We start from the raw sequence: 22,171 nt of genomic DNA, 5'->3' as shown, positions 1-22,171 counted from the left end.
TCGTCAACCTGTCGTCCCGGGCCGCCGAACTGGGCGGGGGCGGGGAGTGGATCCACTACGCCGCGACGAAAGGGGCCATCGACAGCCTGACCCGGGGCTTGGCCAAGGAAGTCGCCGACGAAGGAATCAGGGTCAATGCCGTGGCTCCAGGCTTGATCGAGACAGGGTTGCACGCCGCAGCCGGAAAACCCGAGCGGTTGTCTGAGATGTCCACGGGAGTGCCCGCAGGCAGGGCAGGATTGCCGGAGGAGGTGGCCGACTGCGTGTGCTGGTTGGCCTCAGCCGCGGCGAGCTATGTCACCGGGGCCATTATCCCGGTTGCCGGGGGCAGGTAGGGCCTGGGGGTCTTCTCCCAACAGGCCGAGCAGGGGCAGGAAGTTGCGCAGGGCCACCGAGTTGGAGGCCGGCAGCCAGGCGGCGCTCAGGGGGGAATGCAGCGGGTTGCCGCGAATCCGCAGGAACACGATGCCCTGGCGTTGCTCGGCGCCGACGCTCTGGGGCACGAAGGTCAGCCCCACTCCGGCCCTGGTCAGGCCCAGGGCGGCTTGCAGGTTCTCGATCTGTTGCACGATGCGCAACTTGATCCCCAGCGGTTCGAGGTGGGACAGGATCCGGTCGGTCAGGCTCGGCAGCGGATAACGCGGATAGAGAACGGTCTTCTCGTTATCCAGGTCCTTGAGTTCCAGGTGCTTGCGCCCGGCCAGGCGATGCCGGGCCGGGAGCGCCACCACCAGCGGTTCCTTGAGCAGCAAGCGCTGCTCGATCGCCGGGTCGTCATCGATCGGGGGCCGGGCGAAGCCCATGTCGATGTGATGCTCCAGCAGCGCCGGGGCGATGTCCGCCGCCAGCAGTTCCTTGAACGACAGTTCCACCTCCGGGTAGCACTGCTGGAACAGCCCCAGCACTTCCGGCAGCCGGTTGTACATCACCGAGCCGGCGAAGCCGATGGACAGGCGCCCGGTATGGCCTTCGGCCAGGCCGCGGATCTCCCTGACGCTGGACTGCACGGCATCGAGGATGGCCCGGACCTTGAGCAGGAATTGTCCGCCGGCCTCGGTCAGGCGTAGCGGCCGGCTCTGGCGCTCGAACAGCAGGGCGCCGAGATCTTCTTCCAGCTGCTTGATCTGTTGGCTCAGCGGGGGTTGCGCCATGTGCAACTTCTGCGCCGCACGGGTGAAGCTCAGCTCTTCGGCCACCGCCTTGAAGTAGCGCAGATGGCGCAGTTCCAGGCGGTTTTCCATGGGTCTGGGAGAGAATTGGCTGGCAAGCCGATGCAGATTGGAGTCGGACATAATCAAGACATTCCTTTGTATTTATCGTTGTAATTCTGCTACTGCAGGAGCTGCTTTTTCGCGAACGCGGTCTGCTTTCGCGGCCGAAAAGTATAACGTCCCGCCTATTCTCCCAGCCGCGTGGGCCGGGGCAGCCAGGCCTGTCGCTGCGGGCGTTTGCCGGCAGCGACAGGCCTGATTCAACGATATCCGGGCAGCGGCCGCAGACCGTTGTCGATCAGGCTTACCAGGCTTTCGTGACGGGTCCTGGGCAGGACCGCAGGGGATGTCCGCATCCGGCGTGGTTCACGCCGGACGGTGCTCGGACAGGGGAGAAGGGTGAGGGCGTCGTGCCTCAGGCGCCGATATCGCGCATCAGCAGGCCGAAGCGCAGGTCCACCTGGTCGGGAATCGGCAGGTACACGGTATGGCCGTCGCCCGGGGCCACTTCGATGGCCTGGCCCTGGGCGTTGTGCAGCTCATGCAGGTCGAAGTGGAAGTTGCCCTTGGGCGTCATCAGCTCCATGTGGTCGCCCAGGGCGAAGCGGTTCTTCACCTTGACCTCGGCCAGGCGGTCGCGGCGCAGCCCGGTGAGCTCGCCGACGAACTGCTGGCGCTCCGACACCGAGCTGCCGTTCTGGTAGTTCTGGTATTCGTCATGCACGTGGCGGCGCAGGAAGCCCTCGGTGTAGCCGCGCTGGGCCAGGGATTCCAGGTCGTTCATCAGGCTGCGGTCGAACTCGCGCCCGGCTGCGGCGTCGTCGATGGCCCGGCGATAGACCTGGGTGGTACGGGCGCAGTAGAAGTGGGACTTGGTCCGGCCCTCGATCTTCAGCGAGTGCACGCCCATGCGTGTCAGGCGCTCCACGTGCTGCACCGCCCGCAGATCCTTGGCGTTCATGATGTAGGTGCCGTGCTCGTCCTCGAAGGCCGGCATCTGCTCGTCCGGACGATTGGCTTCCTGGAGCAGGAACACCTGGTCGGTGGGGGCGCCCAGGCCCAGGGTCGGCTCGGGTTCGAAGGTCTGGACGATCTCCCCGAGGTCGTTTTCGGTGGCTTGCTCGGCCTTGTATTTCCAGCGGCAGGCGTTGGTGCAGGTGCCCTGGTTGGCGTCGCGCTTGTTCATGTAGCCCGAGAGCAGGCAGCGCCCGGAATAGGCCATGCACAGGGCGCCGTGGACGAAGACCTCCAGCTCCATGGCCGGCACCTGCTGGCGGATTTCCTCGATTTCCTCCAGCGACAGCTCCCGGGACAGGATGATCCGGCTCAGGCCCTGCTGCTGCCAGAATTCGACGCTGGCCCAGTTCACCGTATTGGCCTGCACCGACAAGTGGATCGGCATGGCCGGGAAGTGCCGGCGTACCAGCATGATCAGCCCCGGGTCGGACATGATCAGCGCGTCGGGGGCCATTTCGATCACCGGTGCCAGGTCCTTGAGGAAGGTCTTGAGCTTGGCGTTGTGCGGGGCGATGTTGACCACCACGTAGAAGCGCTTGCCCTGGGCCTGGGCCTCGCGGATGCCGAGGGCCAGGTTGGCGTGGTCGAATTCGTTGTTGCGCACCCGCAGGCTATAGCGCGGTTGTCCGGCATACACCGCGTCGGCGCCATAGGCGAAGGCGTAGCGCATGTTCTTCAGGGTGCCGGCTGGGGCCAGGAGTTCGGGTTTGGCGAGGAGCGTCATGGGGCTGTCGGTCGCAAAAGGTCGCGAGGGTAAGGCAGCGCCCGCGGGCATTCATTGACCTGGATCTATATCCGCTAGAGAAAAAACGGCACTTGGCGACGCGACGGTGGACTAAATCCCAGGACGCCAACCGGCGTTGACCGACCTGGACCGGACATGAATCAGAACAACCTGCAAAACAAGAGCCTGCTGCTGTTGCTGGCATTGGTCAGTGTGGCCTTCATCTGGATCTTGCTGCCGTTCTACGGCGCGCTGTTCTGGGCGGTGATCCTCGGCATTCTCTTCGCACCGTTGCAGCGCCGCCTGCTGCTGCGCCTCGGGGGCAGGCGCAACCTGTGCTCGCTGTGCACCCTGGGCATTTGCCTGGTGATCGCCATCCTGCCGGTGATCGCCATCAGCGTGCTGTTGGTCCAGGAAGGCGCCGAGTTGTATCGCAAGATCGAGAGCGGGCAACTGGACATCGCCGGCTACCTGGAGCTGTTCAAGCATCGCTTGCCGCCGCCTGTCCAGGGCTTGCTGGACCGCTTCGGCCTGGGGGAGCTCCAGGGCCTGCAGGAAAAGGTGGCCAAGGGGGCGATGCAGGGCAGCCATTACCTGGCGACCCAGGCGTTCAGTTTCGGCCAGGGCACCTTCGAGTTCCTGGTGGGTTTCTCCGTCATGCTCTACCTGCTGTTCTTCTTCCTGCGCGATGGCCCGGAGCTGGTGCGCAAGATCCGCGCCGCGGTACCGCTGGCGGAATACCAGAAGCGGCGCCTGCAATTGAAGTTCACCCGGGTGGTGCGGGCCACGGTCAAGGGCAATGTGCTGGTGGCGGTGACCCAGGGCGCCCTGGGCGGGTTGATCTTCTGGTTCCTCGATATTCCCAGCGTATTGCTGTGGGCGGTGCTGATGGCCTTTCTGTCGCTGTTGCCGGCAGTGGGTGCGGGACTGGTCTGGGGGCCGGTGGCGGTGTACTTCCTGCTCAGCGGGGCAATCTGGCAGGGCGTGGTGCTGGGCTTGTTCGGGGTACTGGTGATCGGCCTGGTGGACAACCTGCTGCGACCGATCCTGGTGGGCAAGGACACCCGGATGCCGGATTACCTGATCCTGGTCTCGACCCTTGGCGGCCTGGCGATCTTCGGCCTCAATGGCTTCGTCATCGGCCCGTTGATCGCCGCGTTGTTCCTGTCCAGCTGGGGGCTGTTCGTCGAGACCCGGCCGCGGGCGCGCTTGCCCTTGCCCTGAACGGCCTGGTGCCGGAGCTTCGGGACATCGCGCTTGCGGTCAACGTTCAGGCAGCTAGGCGTGCACCGGCTGGCGATCCAGTTGCCGGGAAAGGGCCTGGGCAGCGGTTAATGAAGCCAGGGGGCCGCTGACGGTCTCGCCATCGCGGACCAGGTACCAGCAGGCGAGCAAGCCCGATTCCCGCAGTGGGGCGGGGACGGCGCTGCCGATGACGGACATGATCTGGACCTTGGGCATGGAAAGCTCCTCTATGGGAGTGGTTACCTTACAAAGTGTCCAGTGCTACGAAAAATCACCCGGATCGATAATGGACATCGATGGCTGGGCAGGATATTCACCCACGGCGCGCGCGTGATCAGTCCACGACCTGGTCGAGCATCTGCAGCACCTCATGCTCGTTGAGCAGGCCCTTGCGCACCAGGTTCTGGGTCAGCAGGGACAGGAACTTGGCGTTGCGATGGCCCTCCAGGTGCTTGAGTTCGGTCAGGGCGTCATACACCCGGCTGGAGGTGCAGAGGCCGGCAACGCGGTGCGGATTTTGCGTAGGCATGGGGAGCGTCCTTGTTGTTATGGGCCTGGGGGCGATCGGACTGAATCGATCTTGCAGCCCTTGGATGACACAAACATGACCATCCCATTTCGCCCGGGGCTTCCTTGGGATCGGCACACTATTGCCGGATTTAAACGCAAGTACTGTTCCAGTCACGACATTCTGCAGAATTATTCAGACATTCGGCTGGAGCCGGAATGCAACAGGCCCCGCCTTGGAGGGCGGGGCCTGTTTCGGGAACCTGGGTTGGCTTACCAGCGGCCAGGGCCGTAGTAGTAATGAGGATGGCCGTAGTAGCCACGGGGTGGCCCGTAGTAGACCGGTGCCGGGCGATAGTAGATCGGCTGTTGCACATAGACCGGTGCCGGCTGGTAGTAGACCGGAGGGGGCGGTGGGGCGGCGTACACCGGGGCTGGTTGCACATACACCGGGGCCTGTTGCACGTAGACCGGGCGATCCTGGTTGGCGATCACCGAACCCACGACGGCGGCGCCGACGACCGCACCCAGCGCGGCGGGCCCGGCCCAGCCACCGCCATGGGCGGATGCCTGGCCGGCGACAGCGAGTGCACCAATGAGCAGGGCTATCTTGGGGATCTTGGAGATCATGGTGTTTCCTCGGTTCAACCCCTGCGTTTATGGTCTGCACCAGACTCAAGAACTGACGCGGGGATACTTCTAGGACAGCGGTTATCGCAAAATCTGCACAGTCGCTGAGTAAATGTTGTGTAAGGTCTGTACCGGTCTCTTTACCGTTATCCCTGGATGGCTGGAGCCCTTTGAACAAGCGCCGATATGATCGGGCACAAGCGGCTGGCCGACCAATCCCGTCTATCCGAAAGTGCCAAGCGAGGAGATGAAGATGCAAATGAACCCCAATAAAGACACCCAGTTGTGCATGTCGTTGTCCGGGCGTCCGGGGAACTTCGGCCTGCGCTTTCACAATCACCTGTATGAGCAACTGGGGCTGAACTTCTACTACAAGGCCTTCAGCAGCCAGGACCTGCCGGGTGCGGTCGGTGGGATCCGGGCCCTGGGTATCCGTGGCTGCGGCGTCTCCATGCCGTTCAAGGAAGACTGCATCGCCCTGGTGGACGAGCTGGACGACTCGGCCCGGGCCATTGCCTCGATCAACACCATCGTCAACACCAACGGTCATTTGAAGGCCTACAACACCGACTACATTGCCGTGGCGCAGTTGCTGGCGGCCCATGCCGTGCCCAAGGATTGCACCTTCGTCCTGCGCGGCAGCGGTGGCATGGCCAAGGCGGTGGCCAGTGCCTTGCGCGACGGCGGTTATGCCCATGGCGTGATCGTGGCCCGCAATGAAGTGGCCGGCCGCGCCCTGGCCAGCTCCCTGGGCTACCAGTGGCAGGCGGAGCTGGGCAGCCTGCGTCCGCGGATGCTGGTCAACGTCACGCCGATCGGCATGAGCGGCGGGCCCGAGGCGCAGCAACTGGCCTTCGAGGCCCAAGCCATCGCCGCGGCGGATATTGTGTTCGATGTGGTGGCGGTACCGGCCGAGACGCCATTGATCGTACAAGCGCGGGCTGCGGGCAAGCGGGTCATCACCGGGCTTGAAGTGATTGCCATCCAGGCCCTGGAGCAGTTCGTGCTGTACACCGGCGTACGCCCGAGCGAAGAGCAGTTCCAGCAGGCCGTGGCCTTCGCCCGGGGCTGAAGGGGCCGATGAGCCGAAGGCGCGCGATTGTCGCAACCTTCGGCAGTGGCCAGGGCCTAGCCTTCCAGGCGGGCCAGGCGTTCTTCGAGGGCGGCGATCCGCGCTTCCAGTTCTTCGATGCGCTCCAGTGACACATTGCCGCCGCTGCTGCGTTCCACCGGATTGCCGCGGGCGGCGAGGATCGCCTCGATGTCCGCCGGGTCACCCAGGGCGTGGGTGTAGCGGTCTTCGCGCTGGCCGGCCTGGCGCGGCAGGTGCAAGGCCAGGCCGCGGGCCACCAGGCGCTCGAGCTGGTGCAGGACCTGCTCGCTGTCTTCGAAATCGTGCATGCGCCCGCTGCGGGTCAGCAGTTCGTTCACGGTCTGCGGGCCACGCAGGAACATCAGGCCACAGAGGATCAATTGCGCCGGTACCAGTTCCAGGGCTTTTTCCAGGCGCTGCTCCCAGCGATCGGCGCGGCTACCCATCTGCAGGCGAGTGAAACCCTGCGCCTCCAGGGTGCGCAGGCTCTGGCCGACCTGGCCCGGGGTCAGGTTCATCACCGGCTCGCGGCTGGTCTTCTGGTTGCAGGCGATGACCAGGGCGTTGAGGGTCAGGGGATAGGTTTCCGGATTGGTGGCCTGTTTTTCGATCAACGAACCCAGGATGCGGATTTCCGTGCTGCCAAGACGCAGGGGTTCGCGAAAGGTTTCGTGCTCGCTGCTCATGAGTACTGCTCCCTTGATGACTGATGGAAAGACGCGTGGATATCCCGCTCAGGACGCCTGCTGGGCACTGGGGATATCCACGGCCATGACGGCCGCTTTCGAGGGGCTCTGTTTTACGCGCAGAAGCGGTTTCTGGCCATCAGAACTTGGTGGCAGGCATGCAACCGGGTGCCGGACCACGCCCGCGTGAGGGCGTGGCCGCTGGCGATCAACCGGGTTGTGCTTGCGTGGACGCTTTTGCCGTTGCAGGTGACCGTCGGGCATCGGTTGCTGGTGGTTGCTCCAGGCGCTCCCGGGCGAAACGCGCCAGGCTGCGCAGGGCATTCCTGGCCGAGCGCAGGTAGAACGCCTGCAGTTGGAAGACATGCCAGCGCTCGTGGTGGATTTCCAGCTCGCAAGGTACCCCGCAGGCCCGGGCGTGCTCGGCCAGGCGGCAGGAGTCGGACAGCAGCAGCTCCTGGTCCCCCACCTGCACCAGCATCGGTGGCAGGCCGTCCAGCTCGGCCTCCAGGGGGCGGTGCAACAGGTCTTGATCGGGCGCGCCATAGGCTTGCAGGGCCTGTTCCAGCCAGTCGCGGCGAATCATCGGATCTACGCCCTGGCGGCTCTGCAAGCTGGGGCCAGCCAGGGTCGGGTCGGTGACTGGCGACAGCAGCATGAGCCCGGCGGCGATGCCGTCGCCCCGTTTCTTCAAGGCCAGGGCCAGGGCCAACGCCAGCGCACCCCCGGCGGAGTCGCCGGCGATCAACAGTTGTTCGGCCGGACAACCCTGGGCGCGGATCGCGTCATAGCAGGCCAGGCAGTCGTCCAGGCCCGCCGGGTAAGGGTGCTCCGGGGCCAGTCGGTAGTCGGGGACCCAGACGGCACAGCCGCTTTCCTTGGCCAGGCGGCTGGTGACGCTGTAGTGGGTGTCCGGGCTGCCGAGGCAGAACGCGCCGCCGTGCAGGTAGAGGATCGTGCCCCTGGCGACAGTGGCCTTGGGTTCGATGATCTGCACCGGTACCTGGCCCAGGTGCGTGCGCCGCCGAGCGACTCCCAGGGCTGGCGGCATCAGCCAGGACATGCCGGCGACGAGCTTGCGCTGGCTGGCCAGGGCCCGTGGCGGGCCGATCAAGGCCCTGAAGGTGCAGCGCAGGAACAGCCTGAGGAAGGCTGCGTTGGCCCGCTCCAGCCAGTCCCGGGGGGCTGCGATGCTGCGCCCGCTCGCCGGCGAGGCCGGGTCCAGCGGGCTGGACAGTTGGTAGGCCGCCAGCCCGGCGTATCGTGCCAGCCAGCGATAGGTAAAGGTGAAGCCGGGCCAATTGGTGCTGTTGTGACCTTGCTCGTCCACATACCAGCTCTTGCAGCCGCTCCATACCGAATTGGCCAGGCGTTGCTGGATCCGCAACTGGAAGCGCCGGTGCGGGCGTTCGTCCACTTCCAGGGTGCGGGCGCCGCTGGCCAGCAGTGCCTGGCGAGCCTTCAGCACATGGGATATCTGGCTTTCCAGCATATGGATGATGGAGTTGTGGCCCAGGTTGGTGTTGGGGCCGTAGAGCATGAAGAAGTTCGGGAAGCCGGGCACGCTGAGTCCCAGGTAGGCGGCCGCGCCCTGTTGCCAGGCCTGGTTCAGATCGAGCCCGTTGCGGCCGGTGATGCGCATCGGCGAGAGAAACTCGGTGGCTGCGAAGCCGGTGCCGTAGATGATCGCATCCACATCGTGCTGCTCGCCGTCCTGGGTCTGGATACCGTGCTCGGTGATGCGCTTGATGCCCTGGGTCAGCAATTGCACATGGGCTTGGTCGAAGGTGGCCAGGTAGTCGTTGGACAGCAGAATGCGCTTGCAGCCGATGGGATAGTCCGGGGTCATCTGGCGGCGTAGCCGCGGGTTGGACACCGAAGTCTCCAGCAACTTCTGGAAGGGCCGGCCCACGGCCCAGCGCATCAGGCCGCGCAAGCGGGTGAAACCCAGGGCGCGGGACTCGAAGTGCAGGTAATGGCCGGCGCGCACCAGCTTCATCCACAGCGGGTAGCGGGCGAAACGCTGTTTTTCCCGGGTACTGTAGGGACGGTCGGCCTTGGCCATGATGTAGGCCGGCGAGCGCTGGAAGACTTTCAGCGCCGCGACCTGGGCGGCGACCTGCGGCACGAACTGGATCGCCGAGGCTCCGGTGCCGATCACCGCGACCCGCTTGCCGGCCAGGGAGTAGTCGTGGTTCCAGGTAGCGGAATGGAATACCTGGCCGGCGAAGCTCTCCATGCCCGCCAGCTTCGGCAGCACTGGCCGGCTCAGTTGGCCGGTGGCGCTGATCAGCAGGCGCGCCAGCAGCACCTGGCCGTCGTTGCAGGTCACCTGCCAGCAGCCCAGCTCCTGGTCGAAGCTGGCCTGGCGGACCTCGGCGCCGAACCGGATGAACGGTTCCAGGCCATGGCTTTTGGCGCAGTGCTGCAGGTAGGCGTGGATTTCCGCCTGGGGGGCGAAGGTCCGGGACCAGTGGGGATTGGGCTCGAAGGAAAACGAGTAGAGGTGCGAGGGCACGTCGCAGGCGGCCCCGGGATAGCTGTTGTCGCGCCAGACTCCGCCGACGTCCTGGCCTTTCTCCAGAATGACGAAGCGCCTGGCCCCGGCCTTGCGCAGGGCGATGCCCATGCCCAGGCCACCGAAGCCGGCGCCGATGATGATGGCCTCCAGGGGCTGGCTGGCGTCGGGTGCGGAGTTCGAAGCAGTGGTGGATGCTGGCATGACGACCTCGTTGTTATTGTTGTGGTGGGATGTGGCCACTTCCCGAGGGGAGACTACGAGCCTGGTGGAGCAAGCATGCAGGCAATCGAGCGCCGACCCCATGCTGGAAGGGGACAAGTACTTTAGTATTTGGGCCAAAGCATGCTGCGATGAGCTGACCCATGAACATTCAGTCATTCACCCGCGGACCCTCCAGCGCCCTGTTGCTGGTGAACTTCGGTCTTGAGCGGGATCTGGCGCAGACGCGCCTGCTGGCCGGCTCGGGGCTGTCCCTGGAGCAATTGCAGGACCCCAACAGCCTGTTGTCGGCGGCCCAGGAGTTGCGACTGGTGGGCAACTTGCTGGCCTTGCTGGGGCATCCGCCAGGGCTGGGCCATGAAGTGGGCTTGCGCTATCACTTTTCCACCTATGGTTTGTTCGGTTATGGCTTGATCAGCAGCGCGACCCCGGCCGATGCCCTGCGCCTGGCCCTGCGTTTCCTGCCCCTGACCTATGCCTTCGCCTCTATCGGCTATCACCAGGAACCCGGCCTTGGGGTGCTGACCTTTGGCGAGCCGGCGGTGGCGGACGCTCGGGTGCGGACGTTCCTGCTGGAGCGGGACATGGCCGCGGCGGCGGTATTGATGAAGGAAATCGTCGGCCAGGATTTTCGCCTGCTGCGGCTGACCCGCCGTGGTGCTCCGTCGGTGCAGCATGGCGTGGATGAGGCCCGGCGGATTTTCGGCCTGGTCCCGGAATTTCGTGCGGCCCATCATGCCCTGGTGTTCGACCGGCGCTTGCTCCAGCGTCCCTTGCCCCAGGCCAATCCGGTCACGGTATCGATGTGCGAGCAGATGTGCGCGCAGTTGCTGGAGCGTCGGCAGGCGTCCCAGGGCAGCGCCGCGCAGGTGCGCCTGCAACTGGACGCGCAGCCCCCCGGCAGCGTACCGGACTTGCCGGGCATGGCCCGCCTGATTCACACCAGCGTGCGCACTCTGAAGCGGCGTTTGCAGGAGGAGGGCACCAGCTATCGCCAGTTGCTGGCCGAACAGCGCGGGGCCCGGGCGCTGGAGCTGCTGGCCAATCCCGCCTTGAGCCTGGGCCAGATCGCCGAGCGTTTGGGCTTCAGCGACCTGTCGAGTTTTTCCCAGAGCTTCAAGCGCTGGTTCGGCGTGGCCCCCAGCGTCTACCGCCAGAGCATTGCGCAGGACGCACCGGGTCACGGCCTGGGGCTATAATCCGCGCTCGCTGTATTCCCATCACCGTTGATCGAGACTGTCATGACCATTTCCCTGTACGCCGCTTCCGTTCCTGTTTTCAAGCAGATGCTCACGGCCCTGAGCGATGTGTTGCACAAGGCCGAGGCCCATGCCACGGCGAAGAACATCGAGCCTGCGGCCTTGCTCCAGGCGCGTTTGTATCCGGACATGTTCCCGCTGGTGCGCCAGGTACAGATCGCCGTGGACTTTGCCAAGGGCGTCTCCTCGCGCCTGGCCGAGATCGAGCTGCCCAAGTACGAGGACAGCGAAACCACCTTCGCCGAGCTCCAGGCGCTGCTGGCCAAGGTCCTGGCCTTCCTCGACACCATCCAGCCGGCCCAGGTCGACGGCAAGGAAGGCATCGAGATCGTCACCCGCCCGGGTACTCCGAAAGAGAAGCGCTTCAGCGGCCAGTCCTACCTGCTGAGCTACGGCCTGCCGCAGTTCTTCTTCCACGTCACCACCACCTACGCCATCCTGCGCCACAACGGCGTGGAAGTGGGCAAGCGTGACTACATGGGCGCCTTCTGATCCCGCTCCCGACTGTGTTGCAGGCATGAAAAAGCCCGGCCAGGGTCAACCTGGCCGGGCTTTTTCAATGGGGCGCAATCAGGCGGATGCCTGGCCCTTGTCTTCCTGGGCCATGCAGGCCGCAGCGGTGAAGAGCACGTCGGTGGAGGAGTTCAGCGCGGTTTCCGCCGAGTCCTGCAGGACACCGATGATGAAGCCCACGGCCACCACTTGCATGGCGATTTCGCTGGGGATGCCGAACAGGCTGCAGGCCAGCGGAATCAGCAGCAGCGAACCGCCGGCGACGCCGGACGCACCGCAGGCGCAGATGGCCGCGACCACGCTCAGCAGCACGGCAGTGGGCAGGTCCACGGCGATGCCCAGGGTGTGCACGGCGGCCAGGGTCAGCACGGTGATGGTGATCGCAGCGCCAGCCATGTTGATGGTGGCGCCCAGGGGAATGGACACCGAGTAGGTGTCTTCGTGCAAGCCCAGGCGCTTGCTCAGTTCCAGGTTGACCGGGATGTTGGCTGCCGAGCTGCGGGTGAAGAAGGCCGTGATACCGCTTTCGCGCAGGCAGGTCAGCACCAGGGGGAAGGGGTTGCGGCGGATCTTCCAGTAGACGATCAGTGGGTTCATCACCAGCGCCACGAACAGCATGCAGCCGATCAGCACCGCCAGCAGGTGCAGGTAGCCGAGCAGGGCATCGAAGCCGGAAGTGGCCAGGGTCGAGGCCACCAGGCCGAAGATCCCCAGGGGCGCGAAGCGGATCACCACCCGCACGATCAGGGTCACGCCGCTGGACAGGTCGTCGAGCACGTTGCGGGTGGCTTCCCCGGCATGGCGGATGGCCACGCCCATGCCGATGGCCCAGGCCAGGATGCCGATGAAGTTGGCGTTCATCAGCGCGCTGACCGGATTGTCCACCACGCTCAGCAGCAGGCTTTGCAGGACTTCGCTGATACCGCCCGGGGCACTGACGGCCACGTCATGGGTGACCAGCACCAGGGAAGACGGAAACAGGCTGCTGGCGATCACGGCCACCACCGCGGCGGCGAAAGTGCCCAGCAGGTAGAGCACCAGGATCGGCCGGATGTGGGTTTCCTGGCCATGCTTGTGGTTGGCGATCGACGCCATGACCAGCACGAATACCAGGATTGGCGCCACGGCCTTGAGCGCCGAGACGAACACCTTGCCGATGAAGGCGGTGGACTTGGCCGCCTCGGGCGCCAGCAGTGCCAGGGCGATGCCGGCAATCAGGCCGATGACGATCTGGGTCACCAGGCTCAGGCGTTTGAGGGATTGCAGGAAAGAGGGAGGTGAAGCGCTCATGAAGGTATCTCTGTTTTTTTAATGTGCAGTGCGTATTGGCGGTCCCGCAGGGCGCTGCCTCGGGACTGAACCGCGACACAAGGCTGCGGTCGGAAAGTAACGGACGCTCGGGTCGATCACGTGGCAGGCGCTTGCCCGGTGTCCGTTTGGGGCAGGGAGCGGACTTTAGCACAGCAGGCCCGGCTTCCCGTGCCGATGTGACGATCTGCCACTTGTCGGCAGCCGGGATAACAGCTTGAGGTTGCCTTGACCCGGACCCGGTCTGTTAGTATTCGCCATCCCTTTTTTCCTATCCGCTCAGCGCGCCCTTCGGGCCTCGCTGTCATTCGTCGTCGCTGGAGTTTTCATGCTGTTTCCCATCCTGCTGTTATCGGCCGCGGGCTTCACCATCCTGACCACGGAGTTCGTGATCGTCGGCCTGTTGCCGGCGATCGCCCGCGACTTGCAGGTCAGCGTGTCCCAGGCCGGCTTGCTGGTGACCCTGTTCGCGTTCACCGTCGCTGCGTTCGGCCCGTTCCTGACCGCCTACTTCGCACGTTTCCCGCGCAAGCAGCTGTTCATCATCGTGCTGGTGCTGTTCGGCCTGTCCAATACCGTGGCGGCCCTGGCGCCGAACATCTGGGTGATGGCCTTCGCCCGGCTGGTGCCGGCCCTCGGGTTGCCGGTGTTCTGGGCCCTGGCCAGTGAAACCGCGGTGGATATCGTCGGACCGGACGATGCCGGGCGCGCCATCTCCAAGATCGGTTTCGGCATCGTCTGCGCCACGGTATTCGGGATTCCGGTGGGCACCCTGATCGCCGACGTCTTCGGCTGGCGCAGCGCGTTCGCCATCCTCGCCCTGGTGGCCTTTGCCAAGGCACTGCTCTTGTTCCTCTACTTGCCCAAGACTGCGGTGCATGACGAACAGGCCAGCCTGGGCTCGCAGTTTCGCATCCTGCGCAATCCGCTGATGCTCGGGCATGTGCTGCTGTCGATCCTGGTGTTCAGTGGCATGTTCACCGCCTATACCTACCTGGCGGATATCCTCGAGCGCCTGGCCGGCTTCAACGGCACCCTGGTGGGCTGGTGCCTGATGGGCTTCGGCGCGGTAGGGCTGATCGGCAACTCCCTGGGAGGCCGGGTAGTGGACCGCCATCCGCTGATCGCCTCGATGGTGTTCTGTGCCTTGATGATGGGCGGCATGGTGGCCCTGGTGCCGAGCATTCACTCGACGCTGGGGCTGGCGGCGGCCATGGGAATCTGGGGCATGACCCAGGCGGCGATGTTCCTGGTCAGCCATGTGCGGATGATGAAAGCCGCCCCGCAGGCACCGGCGTTCGCCGCCTCGCTGAACATCGCCGGGGCCAACGTCGGCGTGGGCCTGGGGGCAATGGTCGGCGGCCGGGTGATCGATACCTTCGGCCTGGGCCACCTGGGGTTCACGGCGGCTGGTTTCATCCTGCTGTCCATCTTCCTGGCGGTGCTGCTGATGAAGGTGGAGGCCGCTCCCCAGGCCTGCGCTTCCTGAGGTTCAGTGGCCCAGGGGCGTGAACAATTCGCGTCGCGCCCCTTCGGTGATGGCCACGATGCCGGGGTGCTTGACCTTGCGCTCCACGGAAATGGCATAGAACGACTCGGCCACGGCGTCGGTCTGGCCAATCAGCTGCACGCCATATTGTCGGCGCACCTCATCGGCGATCACGCTGGGGGCGATGAAAATACCGCTCCCGGACTGGCCGAAGGCCTGCATCAGGGCGCTGTCGTCGAACTCCCCGATGATCCGCGGCTGCAGTTGCTGCTCGGCGAACCAGCGTAGCAAGCGGCTGCGGACCACGGTTTCCTGTCCGGGAATCAGCAGTGGTGCCCCGTGCAGGCCACGGGGAAAGTCGGCGCCATGCAGGCGCGCCAACTGCTCAGTCGCGAAGAAACTGATCCCGCATTCCCCCAGCTTCTGGCTGTAGCCCTTGATATCCAGGTGGCTTGGCATGGGGCTATCGGAAATCACCAGGTCCAGGCGCTGGATGGCCAGGTCGGCGAGCAGGCGTTCCAGTTTGTCTTCGCGGCAGGTGAGGCGGATCGGCTCGCTCAGCTCCATGGTCGGGGCGATCAGCCGGTAGACGATGGACTTGGGCACCACATCCGCCACTCCCACGCGGAACTGGATCTGCTGTTCATCGGGGCGGGCCCGGAGCATGGCCTCCAGTTCGCCGCCGAGCTGGAACATCTGCTCGGCGTAGGGCAGCGTCTGGCGCCCGGCCTCGGTCAGTTCCAGCTGGCGCCCGACCCGGCGAAACAGCTCCACGCCATAGGTCTGCTCCAGCAAGGTGATCTGCCCGCTGATGGTCTGGGGCGTCAGGTTCAGTTGCTCGCAGGCGCGGACGATGCTGCCGGTCTTGGCCACGACCCAGAAGTAGTGCAGTTGGCGGTAGTTGAGCATGGTTGGCCTATATTCGTAAAAACCGAAGTATAACTGCTGAAAATACGAATTTTCCTGAAGTATTGCGCTCCTTAGAATGCCACGCCATCGACGGGCCACCCCTTGGTCCTGCCGTTCTATCGAGGAAAGAGCATGTCATTGAAGAACCTGGGCGCGGTCACGGTGCTGGCCCTATCTATGCTGACCCTGGCGGGCTGTGATCAGGCGCAGAAGAGTGCCCAGCAAGTGCTGGACACAACGGCGCAAGCGGCCAAGCAAGCCATCGACGACACTCACAAGGCGGCGGAACAGGCCCTGAGCGATGCCACCCGCGGTGTCGTCGGCAAGGAAAAAGACCAGGATAAGGACGCCAAGCAGGCCGAATCGTCCCAGGAAATCTGATCTTTCATTCAACCGAGTCAGGATTGACCCATGGATTACCTTTTACAACTTGCCGCCAGCCCTACCGCCTGGGTCGCCCTGGCTACCCTGGTGGTGATGGAGATCGTGCTTGGCATCGATAACCTGATCTTCATTTCCATCCTCACCAACAAGTTGCCGGAACAGCATCGGGCCAAGGCGCGGCGGCTGGGTATCGGCATGGCCCTGTTCATGCGCCTGGCCTTGCTCAGCACGGTGGCGTTCATTGTCCAGCTCACCGAGCCTGTGATCGAGGTGATGGGGCAGAGCTTCTCCTGGAAGGACATGATCCTGATCGCCGGCGGCCTGTTCCTGGTATGGAAAGCCACGACGGAAATCCATCACAGCATGGATTCCAAGCCTGAAGAGGCCAAGCCCGAGACGCCCAGCGTGGCCATCGGTTTCGCCGCGGCGATCGGCCAGATCCTGCTGCTGGACATGGTGTTCTCCATCGACAGCATCATTACCGCCGTGGGCATGACCGAGCACCTGCCGATCATGATCATCGCCGTAGTGGTCTCGGTATTGGTGATGCTGCTGGCCGCCGAGCCGCTGGCCAAGTTCATCAACGACAACCCGACCGTGGTGATGCTGGCGCTGGGCTTCTTGATCATGATCGGCATGACCCTGATCGCCGAAGGTTTCGGTGCCCACGTGCCCAAGGGCTATGTCTATGCGGCGATGGCGTTCTCGGCTGCCATCGAGTGCCTGAACATGCTGGCCCGCCGGGCCCGGCAGAAGCGCCAGGCCCAGGCCTGACCTGGACGGCAGGCATGCCCCGCAGCCGCCTTGACTCCCTGGAGTCGGGCGGCCGCTTGGTTTCTGGGCTTGTGGTCAGTCAATGGACGGTGGCGGGGCGGCGATCGGTCTTTTGCACGGGGGCGGCGGGTTGCCGTGGATGGTGATGGCGCCGGGTGATGCGCAACACGCCCCAGAGCATGGCGCCGGCTACGGCCAGCCAGCCCAGGACCAGCATCAGGATCGTTGTCGTCAGGCTCATAAGTGCCTCCTTTCGTGCCCTTGTGGGGCACACACTCTTACTAATCGACAGTCTAGTAGCCTCTGTGTTTCAAGCTATTGACCAATAGTCGAGAGTCTTCGAACAGTTCGCTCTATGGTTTTAAATTAACTGCCCCCCGGCGCTATACCCCTGCTCGCGAGAGCCCTATGATCAGGGCCCCAGCCGGGAGCGGGTCGCCCGGCAGCAGATATAGAGAGCGATGATGGTGCGGGTATTTCCTCGATTTCGAGTGGCGCTGCTGGCCGGCGCCTGTGTCCTGGGCCTGGTCGGTTGTGCCGGCAGCGTGCAGCCGCAGTTCAAGCGCCTGCCTGAGCGGGTGGAACTGAGCAGCGTGCCGTTCTTCCGTGGCGAGATGTACCAGAGCGGGCCGGGGGCCTTGGCCAGCATGCTGTCGCAGCAGGGCATCGTGATCACCCCGGGGTTGCTGGACAAGCCCCTGCATTTGCCGGGAGCCGAGGCCCAGTTGCAGCAGAACATGCAGAAGCTGGCCCGGGAATACGGCATGGTGGTCTACCCCCTGGACGATAACCTGGCGGCCCTGCTGACCCAGGTGGCTGCGGGTTATCCAGTGCTGGTGCGTTTTACCGAAGGCAAGTTCTGGACCGAGCCGCGTTATGCGGTGCTGGCGGGTTACAACCGGGACAAGCAGACGGTGCTGTTGCGCGGTGCCAAGTTGCGTCGGCAGTTGATGGAATTCGGCGAGTTCGAGTCAGCCTGGAAGGATGCCGGTAGCTTCGCGGTGCTGATCCAGGCTCCCGAGCAACTGCCGGAGGGGGTCGATCGCCAGCGTTGGCTGAAGGCGGTCAATGAACTGGCCCAGGCCGGCCAGGAGCAGGCAGCCGCCAGGGCCGGCAAGGCCCTCGATAAACGTTGAGTCTTCAATAACGACAACGGCGCCCGAGGGCGCCGTTATTGCAGGAGAGAGCTGCGGATCAGTGGGAGGCCTGGGTGGCTCCCACCTGCCGGCTCTTGAGGTTCTTCTCGGCCTTGTAGCGCAGGGCCACATCCGGCACCGAGCCACTCTTGCCGGTCTCTACCCAGTTGCGGATCCGGCTGGCATCGGCGAAGTGGGTGTACTTGCCGAAGGCATCGAGAATCACCAGGGCCACCGGACGATTGCCCATGCTGGTCACCAGCACCAGGCAATGACCGGCCTGGTTGGTGAAGCCGGTCTTGGTGATCTTTATGTCCCATTTTTCCTTGTTCACCAGATGGTCGGTATTGCGAAAGCCCAGGGTGTAGTTGGGCTTGCGGAATGCCACGGTCTTTTCCTTGGTGGTGCTCAGTTCGCTGAGCAGCGGGTATTTGCGTGCGGCCAGCAGCAGCTTGCTCAGGTCGCGGGCGGTGGACACGTTATGGATCGACAGGCCGGTGGGCTCCACGTAGCGGGTGTGGGTCATGCCCAGGGACTTGGCCTTGGCGTTCATCGCGGCGATGAAGGCGGCGTAACCACCCGGATAATGGTGGGCCAGGCTGGCGGCGGCGCGGTTTTCCGAGGACATCAGGGTGATCAGGAGCATTTCATGGCGGCTGAGTTCGCTATTGAGCTTGACTCGGGAGAACACGCCTTTCATTTCCGGGGTATCGCTGATATTGACGGAAATGTATTCGTTCATGGGCTGCTTGGCGTCCAGCACCACCATGGCGGTCATGAGTTTGGTGACCGAGGCGATGGGCACCACGACGTCCGGGTTGCTTGAATAGATGACTTTGTTGGTCTGCAGGTCCAGCAGCAGGGCGCTGCCGGAGGCGATGTGCAATTGTGAAGTGTCTCTTGGCGCCGCGGTGGTTTCGGTGGCGCCGACGCTGTGCGCGACCAGGGTACCGGACACAGCAAACAACAAGCTGAGGATGGAGAGACGAATTTTCACGCTGGTGGACTCGATAGGATGGATACGCCGTCTTGCAACGGGCTTTCTTGGAAAAACGTTACATTTTATGAGTATGGCTGAAGAACTGTCGATTGCTCTTCAGCAGTCAGGCGAAAGCCCTTAAAAACCAAGAAAAAACCCAAGTTTTTGCTGAACGGTAGTGTCTGGCCGGTCCCTGGCGCCAGGGACGGGAGCCTTGAGAGCCGCTGGCGATGAGAGCGTCGAGAATAGTGCATTTACGGAATGAAAAAGCCCGCCAATGGCGGGCTTTTTCAAGAACGGGAAAACTTAGCTGTGCAGCGTTTCGGCGGCGTACAGGGTGTTTTCCAGCAGGCAGGCGCGAGTCATGGGGCCTACGCCACCTGGCACCGGCGTAATCCAGCCGGCGCGGGGCAGGGCGGTGTCATACACCACGTCGCCTACCAGCTTGCCGTCTTCCTGGCGGTTGATGCCGACGTCGATGACGATCGCGCCTTCCTTGATCCATTCGCCCTTGACCAGGCCCGGCTTGCCGGCGGCCACGACCACCAGGTCGGCACGGCCGACATGGCCGGCCAGGTCCTTGGTGAAGCGATGGGTCACGGTCACGGTGCAGCCTGCCAGCAACAACTCCATGGCCATGGGGCGGCCGACGATGTTGGATGCGCCTACGACTACCGCATCCATGCCGTACAGGTCGGCACCGGTGCTCTCCAGCAGGGTCATGATGCCCTTGGGGGTGCAGGGGCGCAGCAGCGGGATGCGCTGGGCCAGGCGCCCGACGTTATAAGGATGGAAGCCATCCACGTCCTTGTCCGGGCGGATGCGCTCCAGCAATAGAGAAGAGTCCAGGTGTTCCGGCAGAGGCAGTTGCAGCAGGACGCCATCGATATTCGGGTCATCGTTGAGGCGGTCGATCAGGCCGGCCAGGGCTTCTTGGGTGGTATCGGCCGGTAGATCGTAGGCTTGGGAAAGGAAGCCTACCTCTTCGCAGTCTTTACGCTTGTGCGAGACATAGACCTGGGAGGCCGGGTCGCTGCCGACCAGAATCACCGCAAGACCAGGAGTACGCAGGCCTTGCTGGCGACGCTCGGCGACACGCTTGGCGATCTGCTGGCGCAGGCTAGCGGCGATCGCTTTGCCGTCGATTAGTTGTGCAGTCATGACGCGTGATTAACCATCGAGAGGGAGAGAAAATGAGAACGCATTCTCGCATGTCGGGACGAGAGGGCAAAGGCGCTTGGTTCGTGAATTGCCCTAACTCCTTTAATTAAATGAATTTTTTTTAAAAAAGAGTTGACGACCTAACGGCTCGTCTATAACATTCGTCGCACTTGTCGGGCACAGCCTAGCACTGGTTAAGAAGGTCGGGCAGAGTTGATGTTTAACTCGTAACGACTGAAGCAATTAGTTTGTAGTCATCTAAGAATACAGATTAATAAGGCGCCCGTAGCTCAGCTGGATAGAGCATCCGCCTTCTAAGCGGATGGTCGCAGGTTCGAGTCCTGCCGGGTGCGCCATTAGGCAGCTTTGGCACAAGTAACGCAATATGGTGGGCGTAGCTCAGTTGGTAGAGCACAGGATTGTGACTCCTGTTGTCGTGGGTTCGATCCCCATCGTCCACCCCATATTCGAAAGGCGCCAGATTAAAAGTCTGGCGCCTTTGCTTTAAAAGCTTGTTACGCGGACGTGGTGGAATTGGTAGACACACTGGATTTAGGTTCCAGCGCCGCAAGGTGTAAGAGTTCGAGTCTCTTCGTCCGCACCAATAAAGTAGCTAGTTAATAGCAGATGACGGCGCAGTACCTGAAAAGGTCTGCGCCGTTTTCGTTTCCGGTCTTGGTTGCGCCGCGTGCGCGCGGCGCGCCAGATAGTGAATGCCCGTGCGGCATTTGCCAGTTTTCCCGGCGAATGGCTGCTGTTGGCTGGTGCGTTCGTGGGGCTCGCCAGGTTCCTTCTATATATAGAAGGGCTGATGCAGAGGTCCTAGTTTGGCTCGTAGTATTTGCTCTCATGGCGGGGCTGTAACCTTTGTCCCCGTCTTCACATTGCTGGCCGCTTTTTACCCGTTTTCAGTAGGGTGACTTCTTCAGTTCGACCCACTAGAATGCATGCCCTTGATTCTGGGGTCGGAAAACGGCCGGCTAATCGTCTGTGCAACGAGGAATATCCATGCAAGTTTCTGTTGAAAATACTTCTGCTCTTGAGCGCCGCATGAGCATCACCGTGCCGGCTGAGCGCATCGAGAGCCAGGTCAACAAGCGTCTGCAGCAGACTGCCCAAAAGGCCAAAATCCCAGGCTTCCGTCCTGGCAAGGTTCCAATGAGCGTGATTCGTCAGCGTTATGAGGCTGATGCACGTCAAGAAGCAGTTGGTGATGTGATCCAGGCTTCCTTCTACGAAGCTGTTGTCGAGCAGAAGCTGAACCCGGCTGGCGCTCCTTCGGTCGAGCCCAAGGTGCTGGAGAAAGGCAAGGACCTGGAATACGTTGCCACTTTCGAAGTGTTCCCGGAGTTCACCGTTGCTGGTTTCGAAGGTATCGCTGTCGAGCGCCTGAGCGCCGAAGTGGCTGATGCCGATCTGGACAACATGCTGGAAATCCTGCGCAAGCAGAACGTTCGTTTCGAAGTGGCCGACCGTGCTGCCCAGAACGATGACCAGCTGAACATTGATTTCGTTGGCAAGATTGACGGCGAAGCCTTCGCTGGCGGTTCGGCCAAGGGCACTCAGCTGGTCCTGGGTTCCGGTCGCATGATCCCGGGCTTCGAAGATGGTCTGGTTGGCGCCAAGGCTGGTGAAGAGCGCGTCCTGAACCTGACCTTCCCCGAGAACTACCAGAACCTGGACCTGGCCAACAAGGCTGCCGAGTTCACCGTTACCGTCAACAGCGTTTCCGAGCCCAAGCTGCCTGAACTGACCGAAGAGTTCTTCGCTCAATTCGGTATCAAGGAAGCTGGCCTGGATGGTTTCCGTGCCGAAGTTCGCAAGAACATGGAGCGTGAACTGCGTCAGGCCATCAAGTCGAAGGTGAAGAACCAGGTCATGGACGGTCTGCTGGCCGCCAACCCGATCGAAGTACCGAAGGCTCTGCTGGATAACGAAGTCAACCGTCTGCGCGTTCAGGCTGTTCAGCAGTTCGGTGGCAACATCAAGCCGGACCAGCTGCCAGCCGAGCTGTTCGAAGAGCAAGCTAAGCGCCGCGTAGTGCTGGGCCTGATCGTTGCTGAAGTGGTCAAGCAATTCGACCTCAAGCCTGACGAAGCACGCGTTCGTGAACTGATCCAGGAAATGGCTTCGGCCTATCAGGAGCCAGAGCAAGTCGTGTCCTGGTACTACAAGAACGAGCAGCAACTGAACGAAGTGCGTTCGGTTGTGCTGGAAGAACAAGTTGTGGATACTGTTCTGCAGAAAGCTAGCGTGACCGACAAATCGGTCTCTTACGAAGAAGCGGTCAAGCCGGTAGAAGCACCTCAAGCCGACTGATCCTCTTTTCGTTCGAAACACACACCATAAGCCAGCCTTCGTGCTGGCTTATGCGTATTCAAGACATGACTATTTGGGAGTGACTGC

At 63.0% G+C, this 22,171-nt stretch carries 22 protein-coding genes and 3 tRNA genes; 13 read left to right on the top strand and 12 right to left on the bottom strand.

From position 1 onward, the window contains the following. A partial coding sequence (locus tag AC3WK8_RS14015) for an SDR family oxidoreductase (protein ID WP_143516255.1) occupies positions 1 to 335 on the top strand: 335 nt, incomplete at its 5' end. Here AC3WK8_RS14015 and AC3WK8_RS14010 read toward each other — a convergent pair. Together AC3WK8_RS14010 and trhP are read right to left on the bottom strand one after the other, a co-directional pair. Continuing rightward, entirely contained in the window at positions 279 to 1,292 is a 1,014-nt protein-coding gene (locus AC3WK8_RS14010) for a LysR family transcriptional regulator (RefSeq protein ID WP_085598413.1), read from the bottom strand. The genes AC3WK8_RS14015 and AC3WK8_RS14010 overlap by 57 nt on opposite strands. Positions 1,293 to 1,626: 334 nt before the next feature. After that, positions 1,627 to 2,952 (bottom strand): prephenate-dependent tRNA uridine(34) hydroxylase TrhP, encoded by a 1,326-nt coding sequence (trhP, locus tag AC3WK8_RS14005; protein ID WP_085598415.1) that lies wholly within the window; start codon positions 2,950 to 2,952, stop codon positions 1,627 to 1,629. Between the two features lie 156 nt (positions 2,953 to 3,108). Between trhP and AC3WK8_RS14000 the strand changes: the two genes are divergently transcribed. Continuing rightward, positions 3,109 to 4,176 carry an AI-2E family transporter gene (locus AC3WK8_RS14000; RefSeq protein ID WP_085598417.1) on the top strand — a complete coding sequence of 356 codons (1,068 nt, stop codon included), beginning with the start codon at positions 3,109 to 3,111 and terminating at the stop codon, positions 4,174 to 4,176. A 54-nt stretch (positions 4,177 to 4,230) separates the two neighbouring features. On the opposite strand, the gene AC3WK8_RS13995 is transcribed toward AC3WK8_RS14000, so the two are convergent. From AC3WK8_RS13995 to AC3WK8_RS13985, 3 genes are all read right to left on the bottom strand, one after another. Next, positions 4,231 to 4,413 carry a hypothetical protein gene (locus tag AC3WK8_RS13995; protein ID WP_085598419.1) on the bottom strand — a complete coding sequence of 61 codons (183 nt, stop codon included), beginning with the start codon at positions 4,411 to 4,413 and terminating at the stop codon, positions 4,231 to 4,233. A gap of 118 nt (positions 4,414 to 4,531) precedes the next feature. Then, entirely contained in the window at positions 4,532 to 4,726 is a 195-nt protein-coding gene (locus AC3WK8_RS13990; protein WP_022639748.1) for a hypothetical protein, read from the bottom strand. 251 nt (positions 4,727 to 4,977) lie between these two features. Continuing rightward, positions 4,978 to 5,334 carry a hypothetical protein gene (locus tag AC3WK8_RS13985; RefSeq protein WP_022639747.1) on the bottom strand — a complete coding sequence of 119 codons (357 nt, stop codon included), beginning with the start codon at positions 5,332 to 5,334 and terminating at the stop codon, positions 4,978 to 4,980. Between the two features lie 253 nt (positions 5,335 to 5,587). Here AC3WK8_RS13985 and AC3WK8_RS13980 point away from each other — a divergent pair, with 253 nt between their 5' ends. Further along, a complete protein-coding gene (locus AC3WK8_RS13980) occupies positions 5,588 to 6,406 on the top strand; it encodes a shikimate 5-dehydrogenase (RefSeq protein ID WP_085598631.1) in 819 nt (272 codons plus the stop codon). A 56-nt stretch (positions 6,407 to 6,462) separates the two neighbouring features. On the opposite strand, the gene AC3WK8_RS13975 is transcribed toward AC3WK8_RS13980, so the two are convergent. Both AC3WK8_RS13975 and AC3WK8_RS13970 read right to left on the bottom strand, forming a co-directional pair. Continuing rightward, positions 6,463 to 7,113: a YceH family protein gene (locus AC3WK8_RS13975; protein ID WP_085598421.1), complete on the bottom strand. Its 651-nt coding sequence runs from the start codon at positions 7,111 to 7,113 to the stop codon at positions 6,463 to 6,465. 208 nt (positions 7,114 to 7,321) lie between these two features. Further along, a complete protein-coding gene (locus AC3WK8_RS13970; RefSeq protein ID WP_103326811.1) occupies positions 7,322 to 9,835 on the bottom strand; it encodes a flavin-containing monooxygenase in 2,514 nt (837 codons plus the stop codon). A gap of 161 nt (positions 9,836 to 9,996) precedes the next feature. Between AC3WK8_RS13970 and AC3WK8_RS13965 the strand changes: the two genes are divergently transcribed. Together AC3WK8_RS13965 and AC3WK8_RS13960 are read left to right on the top strand one after the other, a co-directional pair. Further along, on the top strand, positions 9,997 to 11,052 hold the full coding sequence (locus AC3WK8_RS13965; RefSeq protein WP_085598425.1) for an AraC family transcriptional regulator: 1,056 nt from the start codon (positions 9,997 to 9,999) through the stop codon (positions 11,050 to 11,052). A gap of 42 nt (positions 11,053 to 11,094) precedes the next feature. Continuing rightward, entirely contained in the window at positions 11,095 to 11,604 is a 510-nt protein-coding gene (locus tag AC3WK8_RS13960; protein ID WP_085598426.1) for a DUF1993 domain-containing protein, read from the top strand. 78 nt (positions 11,605 to 11,682) lie between these two features. On the opposite strand, the gene sstT is transcribed toward AC3WK8_RS13960, so the two are convergent. Continuing rightward, positions 11,683 to 12,915, bottom strand: coding sequence for a serine/threonine transporter SstT (gene sstT / locus AC3WK8_RS13955; RefSeq protein ID WP_085598428.1), 1,233 nt, complete (start codon positions 12,913 to 12,915; stop codon positions 11,683 to 11,685). A 346-nt stretch (positions 12,916 to 13,261) separates the two neighbouring features. Here sstT and AC3WK8_RS13950 point away from each other — a divergent pair, with 346 nt between their 5' ends. Beyond that, positions 13,262 to 14,422, top strand: a complete 1,161-nt coding sequence (locus AC3WK8_RS13950; RefSeq protein ID WP_085598430.1) for an MFS transporter — start codon at positions 13,262 to 13,264, stop codon at positions 14,420 to 14,422. Between the two features lie 3 nt (positions 14,423 to 14,425). Here AC3WK8_RS13950 and nhaR read toward each other — a convergent pair whose 3' ends face one another. Then, the gene (gene nhaR, locus AC3WK8_RS13945; protein ID WP_085598431.1) at positions 14,426 to 15,331 is read right to left on the bottom strand and encodes a transcriptional activator NhaR; all 906 of its coding nucleotides are present in this window, start codon (positions 15,329 to 15,331) and stop codon (positions 14,426 to 14,428) included. 132 nt (positions 15,332 to 15,463) lie between these two features. Between nhaR and AC3WK8_RS13940 the strand changes: the two genes are divergently transcribed. Together AC3WK8_RS13940 and AC3WK8_RS13935 are read left to right on the top strand one after the other, a co-directional pair. Next, positions 15,464 to 15,712: a hypothetical protein gene (locus AC3WK8_RS13940; protein ID WP_103326810.1), complete on the top strand. Its 249-nt coding sequence runs from the start codon at positions 15,464 to 15,466 to the stop codon at positions 15,710 to 15,712. A 30-nt stretch (positions 15,713 to 15,742) separates the two neighbouring features. Next, positions 15,743 to 16,489 carry a TerC family protein gene (locus AC3WK8_RS13935; protein ID WP_085598434.1) on the top strand — a complete coding sequence of 249 codons (747 nt, stop codon included), beginning with the start codon at positions 15,743 to 15,745 and terminating at the stop codon, positions 16,487 to 16,489. A 79-nt stretch (positions 16,490 to 16,568) separates the two neighbouring features. Here AC3WK8_RS13935 and AC3WK8_RS13930 read toward each other — a convergent pair whose 3' ends face one another. Then, positions 16,569 to 16,730, bottom strand: a complete 162-nt coding sequence (locus AC3WK8_RS13930) for a hypothetical protein (protein ID WP_177409173.1) — start codon at positions 16,728 to 16,730, stop codon at positions 16,569 to 16,571. A gap of 223 nt (positions 16,731 to 16,953) precedes the next feature. On the opposite strand from AC3WK8_RS13930, the gene AC3WK8_RS13925 reads away from it, so the two are divergent. Continuing rightward, positions 16,954 to 17,625, top strand: coding sequence for a peptidase C39 family protein (locus tag AC3WK8_RS13925; protein ID WP_103326809.1), 672 nt, complete (start codon positions 16,954 to 16,956; stop codon positions 17,623 to 17,625). Between the two features lie 58 nt (positions 17,626 to 17,683). Here AC3WK8_RS13925 and pbpG read toward each other — a convergent pair whose 3' ends face one another. Together pbpG and folD are read right to left on the bottom strand one after the other, a co-directional pair. Further along, positions 17,684 to 18,622 carry a D-alanyl-D-alanine endopeptidase gene (gene pbpG / locus AC3WK8_RS13920; RefSeq protein ID WP_085598437.1) on the bottom strand — a complete coding sequence of 313 codons (939 nt, stop codon included), beginning with the start codon at positions 18,620 to 18,622 and terminating at the stop codon, positions 17,684 to 17,686. A gap of 288 nt (positions 18,623 to 18,910) precedes the next feature. Further along, entirely contained in the window at positions 18,911 to 19,765 is an 855-nt protein-coding gene (folD, locus tag AC3WK8_RS13915; RefSeq protein WP_022639734.1) for a bifunctional methylenetetrahydrofolate dehydrogenase/methenyltetrahydrofolate cyclohydrolase FolD, read from the bottom strand. 279 nt (positions 19,766 to 20,044) lie between these two features. On the opposite strand from folD, the gene AC3WK8_RS13910 reads away from it, so the two are divergent. From AC3WK8_RS13910 to tig, 4 genes are all read left to right on the top strand, one after another. After that, positions 20,045 to 20,121: transfer RNA gene (locus tag AC3WK8_RS13910), tRNA-Arg, on the top strand. A 32-nt stretch (positions 20,122 to 20,153) separates the two neighbouring features. Further along, positions 20,154 to 20,229 (top strand) — tRNA-His (locus tag AC3WK8_RS13905). A gap of 55 nt (positions 20,230 to 20,284) precedes the next feature. After that, positions 20,285 to 20,369: transfer RNA gene (locus AC3WK8_RS13900), tRNA-Leu, on the top strand. A gap of 404 nt (positions 20,370 to 20,773) precedes the next feature. After that, the gene (gene tig / locus AC3WK8_RS13895; RefSeq protein WP_031320173.1) at positions 20,774 to 22,084 is read left to right on the top strand and encodes a trigger factor; all 1,311 of its coding nucleotides are present in this window, start codon (positions 20,774 to 20,776) and stop codon (positions 22,082 to 22,084) included. Positions 22,085 to 22,171 lie beyond the last annotated feature (87 nt).

It is taken from the genome of Pseudomonas sp. FW507-12TSA, from assembly GCF_058781435.1.
Note: the sequence above shows the minus strand (reverse complement) of the source record. Positions and strands in the feature narration are given on the sequence as shown.